Here is a 14,881-nt window from a genome sequence, read left to right on the forward strand (position 1 = left end):
CGGATGCTGGGCGCCGACGCGGTCAGCCATGGGTCCACCGGCAAGGGCAACGACCAGGTCCGCTACGAGGTGGCCTACTACGCGCTGGAGCCGGACATCCACGTGATCGCCCCCTGGCGGGAGTGGGACTTCAAGAGCCGCGAGGCGTTGCTGGACTTCGCCGAGAAGCACCAGATCCAGATCACCAAGGACAAGCGCGGCGAGGCGCCGTTCAGCGTCGACGCGAACCTCCTGCACTCCTCGTCCGAGGGGAAGGTGCTGGAGGACCCCGACGTCGAGGCGCCGGAGTTCGTGCACATGCGCACGATCTCGCCGGAGGACGCGCCGGACAAGGCGACGGTCTTCACCATCGACTTCGAGAAGGGCGACCCGGTCGCCGTCGACGGAGTGCGGATGTCCCCCGCCACCCTGCTCACCAAGCTCAACCAGCTCGGACACGACAACGGAGTGGGCCGCCTCGATCTGGTGGAGAACCGCTACGTCGGGATGAAGTCGCGCGGTGTCTACGAGACCCCGGGCGGCACGATCCTGCTGGCCGCGCACCGGGGGATTGAGTCCATCACCCTGGACAGAGGCTCCATGCACCTGAAGGACGAGCTGATGCCGCGCTACGCGGAGCTCATCTACAACGGCTTCTGGTTCTCCCCGGAGCGGGAGATGCTGCAGGCCGCGATCGACCACAGCCAGGCCATGGTCGCCGGCCAGGTGCGGGTGAAGCTCTACAAGGGCAACGTCACCGTCATCGGCCGGAACAGCCCCTACTCGCTTTACGACCAGGAGCTGGTCACCTTCGAGGAGGGCAAGGTCGCCTACGACCAGCGCGACGCCGGCGGCTTTATCAAGCTCAATGCACTCCGCCTGCGGGTGGCCGCCAAACGCGACAAGCGCATGCGGGGCTAATCCCCCAGGCGGTTGAACGGGTAGCGGTCGCGGATCTCGGCCTGGAAGAAGCGCCCTTTGGAGGCGGCTTCCTCGAAGGAGCGGCAGACCTCGCCAGGCACGCCGACGTAGATGTACCGCTCGCCTGAAGCGAAGCGTACGAACAGCTTCTCGCGCTTGGCGTCGTAGTCGATGTCGCGGATCGCTGTGGAGTCGACTCCCATGGGCGCTCTCCGTCGCCGTGGCGCATGGGAAAGCCCTCGCCCCGGCAGGCGGTTCCACTTGCGGCCGGAAGGCGCCAAGGTCCCCGCCAACGGCGGCGCTTGTCCGCCGAAGAGCCGGGGAGCACCGCATGCAACCACACACCTATGTCGCGATCGTCACCTTGCTGGCGCTGCTGGTCTATTTCTGGATGGGGCTGCAGGTCGGCCGGGCCCGGGCCAAGTGCGGCATCGCCGCTCCGGCGATGACCGGCGACCCGGTGCTCGAGCGCACCATCCGCGCCCACTATAACACGCTTGAGTGGCTGCCTCTGTTCCTGGTCCCGCTGTGGCTGTTCGCCATCTACTGGAGCGACCTGGTCGCCGCCGGCCTCGGCGTGATCTGGATTATCGGCCGTATTCTCTATCAGCTGGGCTACGTGGCAGACCCCAAGAAACGCGAGCTGGGCTTCCTCACCCAGGCGCTGGCGGTGGCGGTGCTTCTGTTCGGCTCCCTGGGTCGTATCGTCTATGTCGCCCTCATCACCTGACGCTGACGGCAACCACAATTGCGCCCGAGTGTTCCGGTCCCTACATCCCTCTTGCGGGACGCCAGAGTTCGAGACTGAGCAAATGCCAAGAAAATCAGCCGCTTTGTTCGCAAGCCTGGTCCTCGCGGCCGGACTGGCGGCCTGCGCGACGCCGACCCCCTATCAGCCGAACATCCGGGGACAATCCACGGCCGGCGGCTTCTCCGAGCTGCGGCTGGAGCCAAACCGGTACCGGGTGACGTTCAACGGCAATTCGTTGACCAGCCGCGAGACCGTCGAGGCCTATCTGCTGTTCCGCGCCGCCGAACTGACGGTTCAGAACGGCTATGACTGGTTCGCCATCGCCGAGCGCGACACCGACAAGCAGGTCCGCACCTACGTCGAGCCGGATCCCTTCTACCGCCCATGGTACGGGTCATACGGCTTCTGGCGCCCGTCCTGGCGCTATTACGGCCGCGGCTACGGCTGGCGCGGCTGGGACCCGTTCTGGGGCGACCCCTTCTGGGCCGATCGCGTCGATGTGCGCACCGTCGAGAAGTTCGAGGCCTCGGCCGAGATCGTGATGGAAAAGGGCGCCAAGCCGCAGGGGGACGTTCGGGCCTTCGACGCCCGCGCGGTGATCGACAACCTGAAGTCGCGGATCCGCTACCCGGAACCCAAGTAGCGGCTCAGGCCGGGACTGGCGTTCGCGCTCGTCCCGGCTCGTCCCGCCCCGTCCAAACTCAGGCGGCGAAAACCCTATCAGTGCTCCGAACGGGGCCCGAAAGGGCCGCGCGCCCGCGTCCGACTGACGCTGCGCCACGAATAGCTTTAGAGCCGCTGTGCGACGGGCCGACGCTTGCGCGGCGACGAGCGCGAAGCTTTGATCGCGCGCCGGGCTGGCATACGGCGGTTTCGGCGTATGATGTGCGCGTAGGGTTGGAGGTTGGCCTGATGCCTAGGTGGCGTGCGTCGCCCGGGAAGCATGGATCGCTTGGCGGCTGGGCGGTGGTCGCCCTCGCCATCGTATTGAGCCTGGGCTGGGTCCAGGCCGCGGCGGCCGCCTCGCGCGTCGCGCTGATCATCGGCGTCTCTGCGTACGAGAAGGTCACTCCGCTGGCCAATCCCGCCAAGGACGCCAAGCTGGTGCAGACGACCCTGCAGAAGCTCGGCTTCCAGGTCACGATGCTGAACAACCCCACCCGCATCCAGTTGCTGGAAAGCCTGGGCGCCTTCGAGGAAGCGGCGAAGGGCTCCGAGGCGGCAGTGGTCTATTTCGCCGGTCACGGGGCGATGATCGACGGGGTGAACTACCTCCTGCCCAAGGACGCGGTCACCTCCTCCAAGGTGGCGCTCACGGGCACGGCGGTGGAATCGGCAAAGCTTGGCCAGTCACTCACCGGCGCCAAGGCGGTGCGGCTGGTGATCCTCGACGCGTGCCGCAACAATCCGACCGCCTCGCGAAGCATCGGCGGCAACACCCGTGGGCTGGTCCGAGAGACCAGCTCGGCCTCGGTGCAGGTGGTCACCCTGATGGCCGCCGGCCCCGGCGAGGTCGCCCAGGATGGGACTGGCGGCAACAGCCCCTTCGCCACCGCCCTCACCCAGGGCCTGAGCCGGCCGGGGATGACGGTGGGCGAGCTGCCGAGCTACGTGCAGGCCGAGGTCGCCCGGTTGACCGAGAACGAGCAGACCCCCGATCTGCAGGGCATCTGGCCCAATGTGCATTGGACCTGGGACCCGGCCGGGCCGCCGAAGCAGGTGGTGGCCGCCGCCGGCGGAACCGCCGACCTCACCAAGATCAAGTGGGAGCGGGATCAGGTCTTCTGGCAGACGGTGAAGGACTCCGACGATCCGGCCGACTTCAAGGCCTACATGGACGCCCAGGACCGCGGCGAGATCACCGGCTCGTTCCGCAAGCTGGCCCAGAACCGCATCCGCGCCATCGAGCGGCTGCCGCCGGGCTCGTTCCAGGTGGCGACCCGCTCGGCGACGCCGGGCCAGGAGCTGGTGATCGCTGCGCGCGAAGCCTTCTCCCGCGGCGACTACCGCGCCGCGAACCGCGACTGGACGGCCGCCGCCGGCCAGGGCAACGGCGCTGCGATGTACAACCTCGGCGTCATGTCGCTGACTGGTCGCGGCGCCCCCAAGGACATCGCCGCCGCCGCTCGCTGGTTCAAGGCTTCGGCCGAGGCCGGGCACTCCGGCGGCATGGTCAACTGGGCGCTCTGCCAGCTGAACGGTTTCGGCACGCCCAGGAACGAACCCGCCGGCGTCCAGTGGATCCGCAAGGCCGCTGACAAGGGCTCGCCCGGCGCCATGGGCATGCTGGCGGAGGCCTACTACCGCGGTCGCGGCGTGCCTGCCGATCCTCGGCAGGGCGCCGCCTACCTGCAGAAGGCTGTGGACGCCGGCGACGGACCCTCCATCGCCCAACTGGCCGACGCCTATGAGCGTGGCGACGGGGTCACCGCCGACCAACGCCGCGCCTTCAACCTCTACGAGCGCGCCGCGCTCGCGGGCGACGCGGAAGCAATGGTGCGACTCGGCTACGCCTATGAGGACGGGACCGCCGTCCGCCGCGACGATGTGCAGGCTGCCACCTGGTACGAGCGCGCGGCCGAGCTCGGGAACACCGAGGGCATGTCCAGCCTGGCGGTGATGCTGGAGAACGGCGCGGGCCTGCCGCAGGACTACGGCCAGGCGGCCGACTACTACCGCCGCGCCGCCGCCGCCGGGGACGCTCGCGGCTATCTCGGGCTGGGCAGCCTGACGGCGCGCGGCGCCGGGGTGCGGGCCGATCCCACTGAAGCCGTGCGGCTGTTCCAGCTGGCCGCCGACAAGGGCAGCGCCGCGGCCATGCGCAACCTGGGCATCATGTACGAGGCCGGCCAGGGCGTGGCCCCTAGCCGCGCCAAGGCCATCGACCACTACCGCCGCGCAGCGGCCGCCGGGGACGACGCCGCGCGCGCCGACCTGGAGCGGCTGGGCGCGCGCTGAACAAGGGGTATGCGAGCATGAACCACGTCTTTGCGTCACGCCGTTTGCGACTGGCGGTCAGCGCCATCGCGCTCATGAGCATGAACGTCCAGCCGGCCATGGCCCAGAAAGGCAAGGACGCGCTGAACGTTTGCGCCACCGAACGGGCGCCGCTGGTCAAGCTGGAGACGGACTACAAGGAGCTGAAACGCTCCAAGATGGGCGCGGCCATCGGCGAGGGCCTGAAGCAGGGCGCGACCGTGCTGGCCAAGGGCGTCATGAGCGGCGGTATCTCGCTGCCCGGCGGCCGCGGCGGCGGCTTTGGCGGCGGTGGCTTCGGCGGGGCCCTGGGCGGCGTTGGCGGCCTGATGGGCGCGGCGGCCAGCATGAGCCAATCGCGGGCGCCCGCCGCGGCCCCTGCGACCGGCGCGACGATGCTGTTCGGCCAGGACCTGCTGACCGGCGCCTCGGGCCTGTACGTGCCCGGACTGGGTGGCGCCAACTTCTCGGGCGGAGACAGCATGAAGGCCTATGCCGCGCTGGCGGTCCTCGTGGCCATCGTGGCGACCGCCGAGGCCTATGCGCAGCTGAAGGAACAGGAGGCCGGCGGCGACCTGCGCAAGGCCTCCTACAACATCGACCAGGACGCCGCGCGCCAGCTCACCGTCAGCCGCGAGATCGCCGACAGCGGCGGCGCGCTGGTCGAATGCCGCGCCCAGCAGCTGAACGACATCAACACCCGCCTCGCCAGCGCCTCCAACGACAAGGACCGCAAGGCGATCCGGAGGGAGCGCACGGACCTGACCAACGCGCTCAAGAAGGACATCGACCTCACCGGCGGCGTGGTCGAGCAGCACGCGGGCATGGCCAAGACTTTCACCCAGGGGCGGGCCATGACCGACGGCGTCTCAGAGGCTGAGGTTCTGGGTGGCCAGACGCCGGCCTACGCCACCGCAGCCAATACCACCAAGCTCTCGATGCCCGCCAAGGGCGCGGCCCCGGCTCAGGGCGGCCAGGCGCCCGCCGCCGCGCCGGCGCCTGCCCCTGCGCTGATCGCGATCCGCGCCACCGTGGTGCGCTCGGCGCCGGTCGCCTCCGCAGGCGTGCTGATGAACTTCCCCGCCGGGCGCGAGGTGAAGCCGAAGGCCGCGCAGGCCGACGGCGGCTGGTGGGAGATCGATGTGGCCGGCTCGCCCGGCTACGTCCGCGCCGCCGACCTCGGTCCGCCCGGGTCCGCCATCCAGACCGCCGCCGCGTCGCCCGCCAAGGGCCGCGCTGGCGGCCGCGCCGGCGCCTCCAAGGCCGCGCCGCCGCCTCCGGCCCCGCCGGCGGTGCAAGGTCCGACCAACATCCGGGCCTACAACCAGACGGTCATCGCCGCCCGCGACCAGGGCAAGGGCCGGCTCTCCAGCCTGATGACCGACATCCAGACCAGCGAGCGCCGCGAGTCGGTGCTGTGGGCAATGCTGTCGCGCTTCGGGCTCGGCTAGCCGCGCTGAGCCGACTGCCGCGATGGCGGTCGGACACGTCGCTATGTTCGGCGGGGCGAAGTCAGGCTAGAGCCTCGGCTGCAGGATGTTAGCTGCGCAGGATCGGAGCTCCGGTGAGCACCTGCGCGCCGTGATCACGGGAAAACCTGCCGTCCACTCGCGAACTTCGTATTGTGGCCACGGTGCAGCCGCATCGGCGCCTGAATTGCCTAGGAAACGGACCTAGTCGGTGACGGGGACGCATGATGACAATCAGCATGAGGGCATTGCGCCCATCGGAGATAATCCAGTCTCAGAGCAACATCATCCGTCAGCAAGGAGAGCTGATCGACGTCCTTAAGGGCGCGCTCTTCGCTGCAGGCGGTGTTGGCATTCCCGCCCCGGCAGGGTGGATGAGCGGTCTCACCGCGCAGGAACGCGCCTTGGTCGGCCTGCTCTACGCCTGCTACCCGAGGGCGTTGTCGACCTACGATATTCTGGAAGGTCTGCCCGGCCGCGACCATGCTCGCGAACGGCAAGTCCATCTGGTGAGCATCGTCGTGTGCAAGGTTCGCAGAAAGCTTGGCGCGGACGCGATCGTTACCGAGCGCGGCGTGGGATTTCGGCTCAGCCAACGCTTCTTTGAGGCCCTTCCGACAGAAGCTGCCTGACGCTTCGTCCGGGCCACGTCGTCGCGCCCGTCGGGCCGTGACGCGCCCGCCTGACCGCCCCGTTCCGCGGACCGTGCGATCGTGCTGGGACCAGCCGGCCAGACGCGGCGCGACGCCACCAGTACGCGGGGCCTCGCTGGGCCGACGTGTTCGCTGAATTGCTAGAAGAAATTGGAGCGGGCGAAGAGATTCGAACTCTCGACCCCAACCTTGGCAAGGTTGTGCTCTACCACTGAGCTACGCCCGCGCTCCGTAGGGGTTCGAAAGAGCCCCCAAATGCGAGAGGCGGCCTTATGGCAGACGCCCCAGCGCATTGCAAGCGGCCCAGGGCGTGGCGAAATGCGTCGCCCGTTTCAGCCGAATTTCGGGGTCTTCAGGCGACGCTTGTTGACGTGGCCCTCCGGCGCGGGAGCCGTCACTTCCTCGGGGTATTCGCCCTTGAAGTAGTAGCGCTGCCAGGCCTCCTTGGTGGCCTCCGGGTCGCCGCGGAAGATGCGCTGGTTGAACTCGCTGCGATGCTTCTCCCAGACGTCGTACTGGTGGCGCAGCTCCGGGTCGGAATCCATCCGCCGGATCACCGGCTGGATCTCGTGCAGGGCCTTGTCCTGGATCAGGGTGATGAAACAGAAGGGCTCGCCCTTCTCGAAGCGCACGCGGCCCGGCCGGGTGAACATCCAGTTCATGGTGAAGGGAAACGGCAGCCAGTCGGTCTCCACCACCCCGGCCAGCGGCTGGATCCCGTCCTTGATGTGGTTGGGCGGCCCCTGGGCCAGCATCGACCAGCCGGGCGGGGTGCGGAACAGGTACCCGGGGTGCAGGGTCAGCACGCCGTGGCTGAAGTGGCTGGTGGCCAGCCGGTGGAAGTCCGGGTTGGGGTAGTCAGGCCGCAGGGTGATGTCCGCCTGCATCAGCCCGCCGCTCCACTCAGCCGTGAACGCGACCGGGCACAGGATCTCCCAGCCCGAGGAATTGGCCATGCTGAGCGGCAGGCAGCGATAGGGATGACGCGCGGTGAAGTTGTCCATCCAGGCGCGTTGCGGCCGGCCGGGCACGATCTCCGGCGGCCGCTCGGTCGTGGGGAAGCATTCCAGTTCGAAGCGCGGCTGGCTCACGGGACCTCCAGGGCGGCTTGACCCGGACCTCTACGGCCCCTGTCGCGGTCTCGTCCAGCAACCACAGCGAAAAACACCGACCGCGAATGGCCGGGGCTCGGGTCCCCCAGCGTGCGGAGGGATCAGGCGATCGCAGTGCGCCGGCGGCGGAGCATGGCGCCTGCCATCCCGAAGCCGCCGATCATCATCGCCCAGGTGGCCGGTTCCGGAACGACCGCGAAGGTGGCGGCTAGGCCGTCGAACTCGAAGGAGTTGGCTACGTGGCCGGGCGACAGCGGCGTAGAGCTGAAGGTGACGGACTTCACGTTCTGTCCAGCGAAGTCGTAGTAGACACGGAAGCCGACACTCTGGTCGCCATCGGCCGCCGGCCCGCTCGGCGGCGTATAGATGCCCGGGCCCGAGAGCGTTTGCGCGCCGTTCATCCCGGTGAACGTGAAGGTAACGTGATTGTAGAGGTCGGGCGATCCCATGTAGAGGCTGAAGGACGTCAGGTACGCGCCGCCCAACGCCGAAAGCGTCGCACTCCCACCGCTGGTGATCGTGTAGTAGTCGGTGTTCTCGTAGTGATAGTCCCCGCTTGGGGCGTACGGGATCGGCGGCGGGGCGCTGATCCCTGGGATCAAAGTGCCGTAGCCGTTCCCGTCCAGGACCGCCGGGCTCTCGTAGTTCGTCGCCGTATCGGCCGAGAACGAGAAGTTCGAGTTCGCAATGCTGTCCCAGTCGTAGATGTAGGTCTGCCCGTAGAGCAGCGCGCCGCTGAGATTGCCGGCCTCGCGGTTGGCTACCGTCACCGCCGCACTGGCGGCGCTCGACAGGGCCAAGGCCCCCAGGACTGCAGCCGTCGCCGCGACCAGACCACGTTGCATGACATTCCCCCTTGCGCCCGTGCTTCTGCAGGTGGGCGCCTAATCTTGACCGTAGTTCTCGGTGTGCAGGCCGACGAATCGAATCCCCTCGCGAGCGACCTCGCCTCGCGAGTGCGGCGCCGCTATGTGCCAGGGGCATGATGCGAACCCGCGACGACCTCCTGGCCTTCCTGGCCGCCCACGGCATCGACCAGACCACCTGCGACCATCCCGCCGTGTTCACCGTCGGCGAAAGCGAGGCGATCAAGCAGGCGATCCCCGGCGCCCACACGAAGAACCTGTTCCTCAAGGATTCCAGGGACCAGCTGTGGCTTGTCTCGGCCGAAGGTCATGCGGCGATTGACCTGAAACGGCTGCACACGGTGATCGGCTCGGGCCGCCTGTCGTTCGGCAAGGCTGAGCTGATGGAGGAGGCGCTGGGCGTCACGCCCGGCTCGGTCACCGCCTTCGCCCTGGTCAACGATCGCAACCGCAACGTGAGGTTCGTGCTGGACCGGACGCTGGCCGAGGCCGACCTCCTGAACTTCCATCCCCTGACCAACACCGCAACCACGACCGTCAGCGGCGCGGGCTTCCGCCGCTTCCTGGCCGCGTTGGCGGTGACGCCCCTCGTGGTCGATTTTGTCGCCATGGCGCTGTTGGAATGAGCGACGACGCGTTGAAGCCGGGACCGGTTGGGACCATCTTGCAGCGCGACGCATTTGAGCATCACGCGCGACAAGGAACCATCGGCCCATGACCCTGATCGGGGAAACCCAAGGCCAGCCGGCCGCATCCGCCGCCGACCTCATCAAGGACGCCACCGACCAGAGCTTCATGGCCGACGTGGTCGAGGCGTCGAAGGACGTCCCCGTCATCGTGGACTTCTGGGCCACCTGGTGCGGCCCTTGCCGCCAGCTCGGGCCGGCGCTGGAAAAGGCGGTCTTGGCCGCCAAGGGCGCGGTGAAGCTGGTGAAGGTCGATATCGACAAGAACCCGGCCTACGCCGGCCAGCTGCGCGTGCAGTCGATCCCGGCCGTGTTCGCCTTCGTCGATGGCCGCCCGGTGGACGGCTTCATGGGCGCGCTGCCCGACAGCCAGGTGAAGGCGTTCATCGATCGCATCGCCAAGCAAGGGGGGGGCGGCGCCTCGCCGGTGGATGAGCTGCTGGCGATGGCGAAGGAGTCGCTGGAACTCGGCGACGCGGGCGGGGCGGCGCAGGCCTACGCCCAGGCGCTGCAGATGGACCCGGCCAACGCCAAGGCGATCGGCGGCATGGCTCGGCTCTACCAGCAGGCCGGCGATCTGGAACGCGCCGCCGAAGTGCTCGAAATGGCAGGCCCGGAGGCGAAGGACCCCGACATCGACGCGGTGCGCGCGGCCCTGGCCCTTGCCGCCGAAGCCCCGTCCGAGACGGCGGAGTTCGAGGCCCGCGTCGCGGCGGACCCCGACGACCACGAGGCCCGCCTGGAGCTCGCCAAGGCGCTGGCCGCCGGGGGGAAGATGCACGAGGCGGTCGACCAGCTGATCGAGAGCATCCGACGCGATCGCGCCTGGAACGACGAGGCGGCCCGCAAACAGTTGCTCACCGTGCTCGAGGCGGCCGGGGCCATGTCTGACGTCGCCAAGCAGGGCCGCCGCAAGCTCTCCGCTATCCTGTTCAGCTAAGAGAAGGGGGCCCGCCATGGCGCCCTACCGCCAGCCTTCCGATCTACCGCAGCTGATCCCGGTGTTCCCGCTGGATGGGGCGCTGCTGCTGCCGGGCGGGGAGTTGCCGCTGCAGATCTTCGAGCCCCGCTACTTGAACATGGTCGACGACGTCATGGCCGGTGACCGCATCATCGGCATGATCCAGACCCGCGGCGGATCGCCGTCCAACCCGCGGCTGGTCGACGTAGGCTGCGCCGGCCGCATCACCAGCTACAACGAGACCTCCGATGGCCGCTACCTGATCACGCTCACCGGCATCTGCCGCTTCGAGGCGGGAGAGGAGCTGGACCTGCGCCTGCCGTACCGCCAGGTGCGCGCGCGATACGATCGTTTCGGCGGCGACCTGGACCGGGACGAGCGCGCACAGGCCGACGGCAAGGCGCGCGCCCGGTTTGCCCAGGCGCTGAAGCGCTACCTGAATCATCGCGAACTCGACATCGATTGGGAGACCGCCAACGACGCGCCGCTCGAGGCCCTGGTGAACAGCCTCTGCATGGGCCTTCCCTTCGAGCCGGCCGAGAAGCAGGCCTTCCTTGAGGCCCCCGACCTCGCCGGCCGGTTCGAGGTGCTGACCACGCTCCTTGAGATCGACGCCTCCGATCCGGATGACGAGCGGCCAAACCTGCAGTAGAGCCGGGACATGGACGACCTGACCGCCGAAGTGGACCCGCGCCTGCTGGAGGTCCTGGTTTGCCCGCTGACCCGCGGTCCCCTGACCTACGACCGCGCCAAGGCCGAACTGGTCAGCCAGCAGGCCCGCCTCGCCTATCCCATCCGAGATGGCGTGCCGATCATGCTGCCGGAAGAGGCCCGCGAACTCGCCGAGGGGGAGTAGCCGGACTAGAGCGCCTCTCCCCGGAGGAGCCGGGGCAGGTCCCCGACCGCGCCGCCGGCTTCGTGCATGAAGAACCGGCGCGCCGGAGCGATGCGGTTGACGGCCGCCATGCCGACGCCGCGGGCCAGGCGCAGCAACGGATTGTCGTTGGAGAACAGACGGACGAACGCATCCATGCCCGCCGAGAGCGTGACGGTGTCGAAGCGCCGCCAGGCCGCGTAGCGCTCCAGCACCACCGACGAGCCGATATCCTCGCCGAGCCGCAACCCATCGACCAGCACCTCAGCCAGCGCAGCCGCGCCCTTCAGGCCCAGGTTCAGCCCCTGGCCGGCGATGGGGTGGACGCCGTGGGCGGCATCCCCCAGCAGGGCTACCCGCGGCGCGACCAGCCGCTCGGCCAGCTGAAGGCTGAGCGGGTAGGTGAAGACTGGACCCTCGACGCTGAGGCCGCCGAGAAAGTCACCAAAGCGGCGCTCCAGGTGGGCCTGGAAAATCTCCGGTCGTGCGGTCTTCAAGGCCGCGCCACGGGCAGTGGTCTCGGTCCACACCAGGCTGGCGCGATTGCCGGTCAGCGGCAGGATGGCGAAGGGCCCGCCAGGCAGGAAATACTCGTGCGCCACGCCTTCGTGCCAGCGCTCCATGCGCGCCGTCGCCACCACGCCGGTCTGCGGATAGTCCCAGCCGATCGCGCCGATCCCGGCCTCGGTGCGGATCACCGAGCCGCGCCCTTCGGCCCCCACCGCCAGCGGCGCGGTGAGCACGCGGCCGTCGGACAGGGTGACCTCCGCCGCGCGCCCGGCAAAGGCGGCCTTGGCGACCCGCGCCGGCGCCAGCACCTCGATGCCTTCGGCCTTCACCGCGCCAGCCAGCGCGGCGCGGATGTGGCGGTTCTCCAGCAGATAGCCCAGCGGCTCGCCCTCCGAGCGGTCGGCAATCTCGGCCGAGTCGAATCGCAGAAAGAACGGCCCAGGCCCCCCCGCCGAGGCGCCGGGCGTCCGCCCATCGGTCACCAGGATCTGCTCGATCCGCTGAGCGTGCGGGTCGAGCCCCCCGGCAAGGCCCAGCGCCCGCCATTGCCGGTAGGCTGCGTAGGCGATGGCCGAGGCCCGGCCATCGAAGGTCGGCGCCACCTGGTCGTCGAACACCACAGGGTCGATCAGCACGGGCCTGAGCCCGGCCCGCGCCAGGGCCAGCGCCAGCGTCGCGCCCGCGATCCCGGCGCCGGCGATGATCACGTCATGGCCTTCGCTCATGGCCGCGATAGGCCATGGAAACGGTATCGGCGTCCAGCCGTCGCTAAGTTGGACGCGACCGTCCATTTTTCACTTGAAGGCGCCGCAGCGCAGCGCTTATCTGCGGTTGTAGGATGGACCGGAAAGTCCAGGTTTCCTGCCGCCTTCGACCGAGGGACTTCCAGATGGCCAGTTTCCTGAAGGGCCGCGTCGTTCCGATCACTGTCGGCGCGCTGACGACGGCGGCCATCGTGGCTGGCGGCGCTTTCTGGTGGATCGACAAGCAGAAGTTCGAGGCCACCGACAACGCCTTCGTGGCCGCCGACAAGGTCACCATCGCGCCCCTCGTGGACGGCAGGGTGGCCGAGGTGCTGGTGGACGACAACCAGGCCGTCCACCCCGGCCAGCTCCTGGTCCGCATCGAGCCCGACAGCATCAAGACCCGTCTGGCGCAGGCCGACGCCAACGCCCGCGCCCTGGACGCCGCGGTCGCCGCCGTGGACGACAAGGCGAGGCTGGAGCACGCAATGATCGCCCAGAAGGCGGCCGCAGTGGACGCCGCCGACGCCCAAGCCCGCTGGGCGGCCTCGGAGATGGAGCGCTACGGGGCGCTCGCCAACTCCGGCTGGGTCTCGCCGCAGCGGGCCGCGACGGCCAGGACCGCCCAGGACCAGGCCGTGGCCGGCGCCGCCGAGGCCCGCGCAATGCTGGAGGCCGAGCGCCGCGCCGCCCAGTCCCTGGGTTCCGCCCGCGAACAAAGCCTGGCCCAGGCCGCCGCCGCGCGCGCCGCAGCCGACCAGACGCGGATCGACCTCGCCCGCACAGAGGTCCGCGCCCCTGTCGCGGGGGTCGTGGGCGCGCGAGCCGTACGGGTCGGCCAGTACGTGCGCCCCGGCGGCGCACTGATGTCGATCGTGCCCCTGGCCGAGGCCTACGTGATCGCCAACTTCAAGGAGACCCAGGTCTCGCGCCTGCGCATCGGCCAGCCGGTGGCCATCCACGCCGACGCCTACGGCAAGCAGGTGATCCGCGGCCGCATCGACAGTTTCGCCCCGGCGACGGGCGCGGAGTTCGCGCTTATCCCGGTGGAGAACGCCGTGGGCAACTTCACCAAGATCACCCAGCGGGTGCCGGTGCGCATCGCCATCGACGCCGACCAGAAGCTGGCCCTGCGCCCCGGCCTGTCGTTGAAGGTGAAAGTGGACGTGACCCGCGACACCGGCCCCAGCTTTGCCGAGTCGGGCCAAGCTCCGGCCCGGTACGCCCGCCGCGGCGTCGCCCGCTGATCCGATGACCGACGCGGTCATCAAGCCAGATGGCGGCCCGGTTCGGCCGCAGGCGCAGGCCTCCACGGTGCTGGGCGCTGACGGGTCCTACGTCAACTGGACTCGGGTCTTCCTGGGCTTCGGCGGCATGGTGCTGGGCCAGTTCATGGCCATGCTGGACATCCAGATTGTCGCCAGCTCGCTGACCCAGATCCAGTCCGGCATCGGCGCGACGAACGACGAGATCGCCTGGGTGCAGACCATCTACCTCCTGGCCGAGGTGGTGATCATGCCGCTCACCGCTTACCTCACCAAGATGTGGGGCACGCGGTCGTTCTATGTGATCGCCTGCGTTGGATTCGTGCTGACTTCGGTGGGCACCGGCCTCAGTTCCAGCGTGCCGATGATGATCGCATTCCGGGCGCTGCAGGGCGTGTTCGCCGGTGCGATGATCCCGCCGATCTTCGCCACCGCCATGACCGTCTTCCCGCCCGACAAGCGCCTCACCGCAAACGTCGTCGTGGGTCTGATCGTGACCCTGGCGCCGACCCTCGGCCCGACGCTGGGCGGGCATATTACCGAGGCCCTGGACTGGCGGTGGCTGTTCTTCATCAACATCCCGGTGGGCATGCTGGTGATCTTCCTGGTCTGGACCTACGCCAGGTTCGACAAGGGCGACCCCGCGTTGGGCAAGGGCATCGACTGGTGGGGCCTGGGCGTGATGACCGTGTTCCTGCTCTCGATGCAGTACGTGCTGGAGGAGGGGAACCGTGAGGGCTGGTACGAGGATGACGTGATCCTCTGGCTCACCGTGACGGCCGTGGTGACCGGCGTCGCCTTCATCTGGCGCCAGCTCGTCTACTGGCAGCCGATCGTCTCGCTGAAGCCGTTCGCCGACCGCAATTTCACCCTCGGCATCGTCATGACCTTCGTGACCGGGGTCAGCCTGTACGGCGGAACCTTCCTGATGCCGATCTTCCTGGGCCAGGTGCGCGGCTTCTCCTCCGCCGAGGTCGGCACCACCATGCTTGTCTCGGGCCTCAGCATGTTCCTTTCCGCACCCATCGTCGGGCGCATCGTGCGGGTTGTCGACGCGCGGGTCGTCATGCTCGTGGGCTTCTCGCTGGCCGCCTGGGCGATCCAACTGGGCGTGC

The 14,881-nt window shown here is 68.9% G+C and carries 16 protein-coding genes and 1 tRNA gene; 12 read left to right on the forward strand and 5 right to left on the reverse strand.

Features of this window, described 5'->3' with window-relative positions:
* On the forward strand, positions 1-900 hold a 900-nt coding region (locus QZV94_RS08860; RefSeq protein WP_293677454.1), incomplete at its 5' end, for an argininosuccinate synthase.
* On the opposite strand, the gene QZV94_RS08865 is transcribed toward QZV94_RS08860, so the two are convergent.
* Positions 897-1,103, reverse strand: coding sequence for a KTSC domain-containing protein (locus QZV94_RS08865; protein ID WP_293677455.1), 207 nt, complete (start codon positions 1,101-1,103; stop codon positions 897-899). The genes QZV94_RS08860 and QZV94_RS08865 overlap by 4 nt on opposite strands.
* Before the next feature lie 128 nt (positions 1,104-1,231).
* On the opposite strand from QZV94_RS08865, the gene QZV94_RS08870 reads away from it, so the two are divergent.
* From QZV94_RS08870 to QZV94_RS08890, 5 genes are all read left to right on the forward strand, one after another.
* On the forward strand, positions 1,232-1,630 hold the full coding sequence (locus QZV94_RS08870) for an MAPEG family protein (protein WP_293677456.1): 399 nt from the start codon (positions 1,232-1,234) through the stop codon (positions 1,628-1,630).
* Positions 1,631-1,712: 82 nt separating this feature from the next.
* Complete coding sequence (locus QZV94_RS08875; protein WP_293677457.1) at positions 1,713-2,294, forward strand: hypothetical protein; 582 nt, start codon at positions 1,713-1,715, stop codon at positions 2,292-2,294.
* 269 nt (positions 2,295-2,563) lie between these two features.
* Entirely contained in the window at positions 2,564-4,609 is a 2,046-nt protein-coding gene (locus QZV94_RS08880) for a caspase family protein (protein ID WP_293677458.1), read from the forward strand.
* A gap of 17 nt (positions 4,610-4,626) precedes the next feature.
* Entirely contained in the window at positions 4,627-6,078 is a 1,452-nt protein-coding gene (locus QZV94_RS08885) for a hypothetical protein (RefSeq protein ID WP_293677459.1), read from the forward strand.
* A gap of 242 nt (positions 6,079-6,320) precedes the next feature.
* Entirely contained in the window at positions 6,321-6,728 is a 408-nt protein-coding gene (locus QZV94_RS08890; protein ID WP_293677460.1) for a helix-turn-helix domain-containing protein, read from the forward strand.
* Between the two features lie 172 nt (positions 6,729-6,900).
* Here the strand turns inward: QZV94_RS08890 and QZV94_RS08895 are convergent.
* The 3 genes from QZV94_RS08895 to QZV94_RS08905 form a co-directional block, all read right to left on the reverse strand.
* Positions 6,901-6,975, reverse strand: a tRNA-Gly gene (locus QZV94_RS08895).
* 106 nt (positions 6,976-7,081) lie between these two features.
* Positions 7,082-7,840 (reverse strand): DUF6065 family protein, encoded by a 759-nt coding sequence (locus tag QZV94_RS08900; RefSeq protein ID WP_293677461.1) that lies wholly within the window; start codon positions 7,838-7,840, stop codon positions 7,082-7,084.
* Between the two features lie 122 nt (positions 7,841-7,962).
* The gene (locus QZV94_RS08905) at positions 7,963-8,706 is read right to left on the reverse strand and encodes a PEPxxWA-CTERM sorting domain-containing protein (protein WP_293677462.1); all 744 of its coding nucleotides are present in this window, start codon (positions 8,704-8,706) and stop codon (positions 7,963-7,965) included.
* 140 nt (positions 8,707-8,846) lie between these two features.
* Between QZV94_RS08905 and QZV94_RS08910 the strand changes: the two genes are divergently transcribed.
* The 4 genes from QZV94_RS08910 to QZV94_RS08925 all read left to right on the forward strand — a co-directional run bounded on the left by QZV94_RS08910 (position 8,847) and on the right by QZV94_RS08925 (position 11,230).
* On the forward strand, positions 8,847-9,353 hold the full coding sequence (locus QZV94_RS08910) for a prolyl-tRNA synthetase associated domain-containing protein (protein ID WP_293677479.1): 507 nt from the start codon (positions 8,847-8,849) through the stop codon (positions 9,351-9,353).
* A gap of 88 nt (positions 9,354-9,441) precedes the next feature.
* Positions 9,442-10,353, forward strand: a complete 912-nt coding sequence (locus QZV94_RS08915) for a co-chaperone YbbN (RefSeq protein WP_293677463.1) — start codon at positions 9,442-9,444, stop codon at positions 10,351-10,353.
* A gap of 16 nt (positions 10,354-10,369) precedes the next feature.
* Complete coding sequence (locus tag QZV94_RS08920; RefSeq protein ID WP_293677464.1) at positions 10,370-11,026, forward strand: LON peptidase substrate-binding domain-containing protein; 657 nt, start codon at positions 10,370-10,372, stop codon at positions 11,024-11,026.
* Between the two features lie 9 nt (positions 11,027-11,035).
* A complete protein-coding gene (locus QZV94_RS08925; protein WP_293677465.1) occupies positions 11,036-11,230 on the forward strand; it encodes a Trm112 family protein in 195 nt (64 codons plus the stop codon).
* A gap of 5 nt (positions 11,231-11,235) precedes the next feature.
* On the opposite strand, the gene QZV94_RS08930 is transcribed toward QZV94_RS08925, so the two are convergent.
* The gene (locus QZV94_RS08930; protein ID WP_293677466.1) at positions 11,236-12,483 is read right to left on the reverse strand and encodes a UbiH/UbiF/VisC/COQ6 family ubiquinone biosynthesis hydroxylase; all 1,248 of its coding nucleotides are present in this window, start codon (positions 12,481-12,483) and stop codon (positions 11,236-11,238) included.
* A gap of 164 nt (positions 12,484-12,647) precedes the next feature.
* On the opposite strand from QZV94_RS08930, the gene QZV94_RS08935 reads away from it, so the two are divergent.
* Together QZV94_RS08935 and QZV94_RS08940 are read left to right on the forward strand one after the other, a co-directional pair.
* Positions 12,648-13,748, forward strand: a complete 1,101-nt coding sequence (locus QZV94_RS08935; RefSeq protein WP_293677467.1) for an HlyD family secretion protein — start codon at positions 12,648-12,650, stop codon at positions 13,746-13,748.
* Positions 13,749-13,752: 4 nt separating this feature from the next.
* On the forward strand, positions 13,753-14,881 hold a 1,129-nt coding region (locus tag QZV94_RS08940; RefSeq protein WP_293677468.1), incomplete at its 3' end, for a DHA2 family efflux MFS transporter permease subunit.

The sequence above is a fragment of the uncultured Phenylobacterium sp. genome (assembly GCF_902826855.1).
Classification (GTDB): Bacteria; Pseudomonadota; Alphaproteobacteria; order Caulobacterales; family Caulobacteraceae; genus Phenylobacterium.

What these genes read in the sequence shown, in the direction of transcription:
- QZV94_RS08865 (WP_293677455.1), bottom strand. Translation starts at nt 1,103, where the DNA reads ATGGGAGTCGACTCCACAGCGATCCGCGACATCGACTACGACGCCAAG.
- QZV94_RS08870 (WP_293677456.1), top strand. Translation starts at nt 1,232, where the DNA reads ATGCAACCACACACCTATGTCGCGATCGTCACCTTGCTGGCGCTGCTG.
- QZV94_RS08875 (WP_293677457.1), top strand. Translation starts at nt 1,713, where the DNA reads ATGCCAAGAAAATCAGCCGCTTTGTTCGCAAGCCTGGTCCTCGCGGCC.
- QZV94_RS08880 (WP_293677458.1), top strand. Translation starts at nt 2,564, where the DNA reads ATGCCTAGGTGGCGTGCGTCGCCCGGGAAGCATGGATCGCTTGGCGGC.
- QZV94_RS08885 (WP_293677459.1), top strand. Translation starts at nt 4,627, where the DNA reads ATGAACCACGTCTTTGCGTCACGCCGTTTGCGACTGGCGGTCAGCGCC.
- QZV94_RS08890 (WP_293677460.1), top strand. Translation starts at nt 6,321, where the DNA reads ATGATGACAATCAGCATGAGGGCATTGCGCCCATCGGAGATAATCCAG.
- QZV94_RS08905 (WP_293677462.1), bottom strand. Translation starts at nt 8,706, where the DNA reads ATGCAACGTGGTCTGGTCGCGGCGACGGCTGCAGTCCTGGGGGCCTTG.
- QZV94_RS08910 (WP_293677479.1), top strand. Translation starts at nt 8,847, where the DNA reads ATGCGAACCCGCGACGACCTCCTGGCCTTCCTGGCCGCCCACGGCATC.
- QZV94_RS08915 (WP_293677463.1), top strand. Translation starts at nt 9,442, where the DNA reads ATGACCCTGATCGGGGAAACCCAAGGCCAGCCGGCCGCATCCGCCGCC.
- QZV94_RS08920 (WP_293677464.1), top strand. Translation starts at nt 10,370, where the DNA reads ATGGCGCCCTACCGCCAGCCTTCCGATCTACCGCAGCTGATCCCGGTG.
- QZV94_RS08925 (WP_293677465.1), top strand. Translation starts at nt 11,036, where the DNA reads ATGGACGACCTGACCGCCGAAGTGGACCCGCGCCTGCTGGAGGTCCTG.
- QZV94_RS08930 (WP_293677466.1), bottom strand. Translation starts at nt 12,483, where the DNA reads ATGAGCGAAGGCCATGACGTGATCATCGCCGGCGCCGGGATCGCGGGC.
- QZV94_RS08935 (WP_293677467.1), top strand. Translation starts at nt 12,648, where the DNA reads ATGGCCAGTTTCCTGAAGGGCCGCGTCGTTCCGATCACTGTCGGCGCG.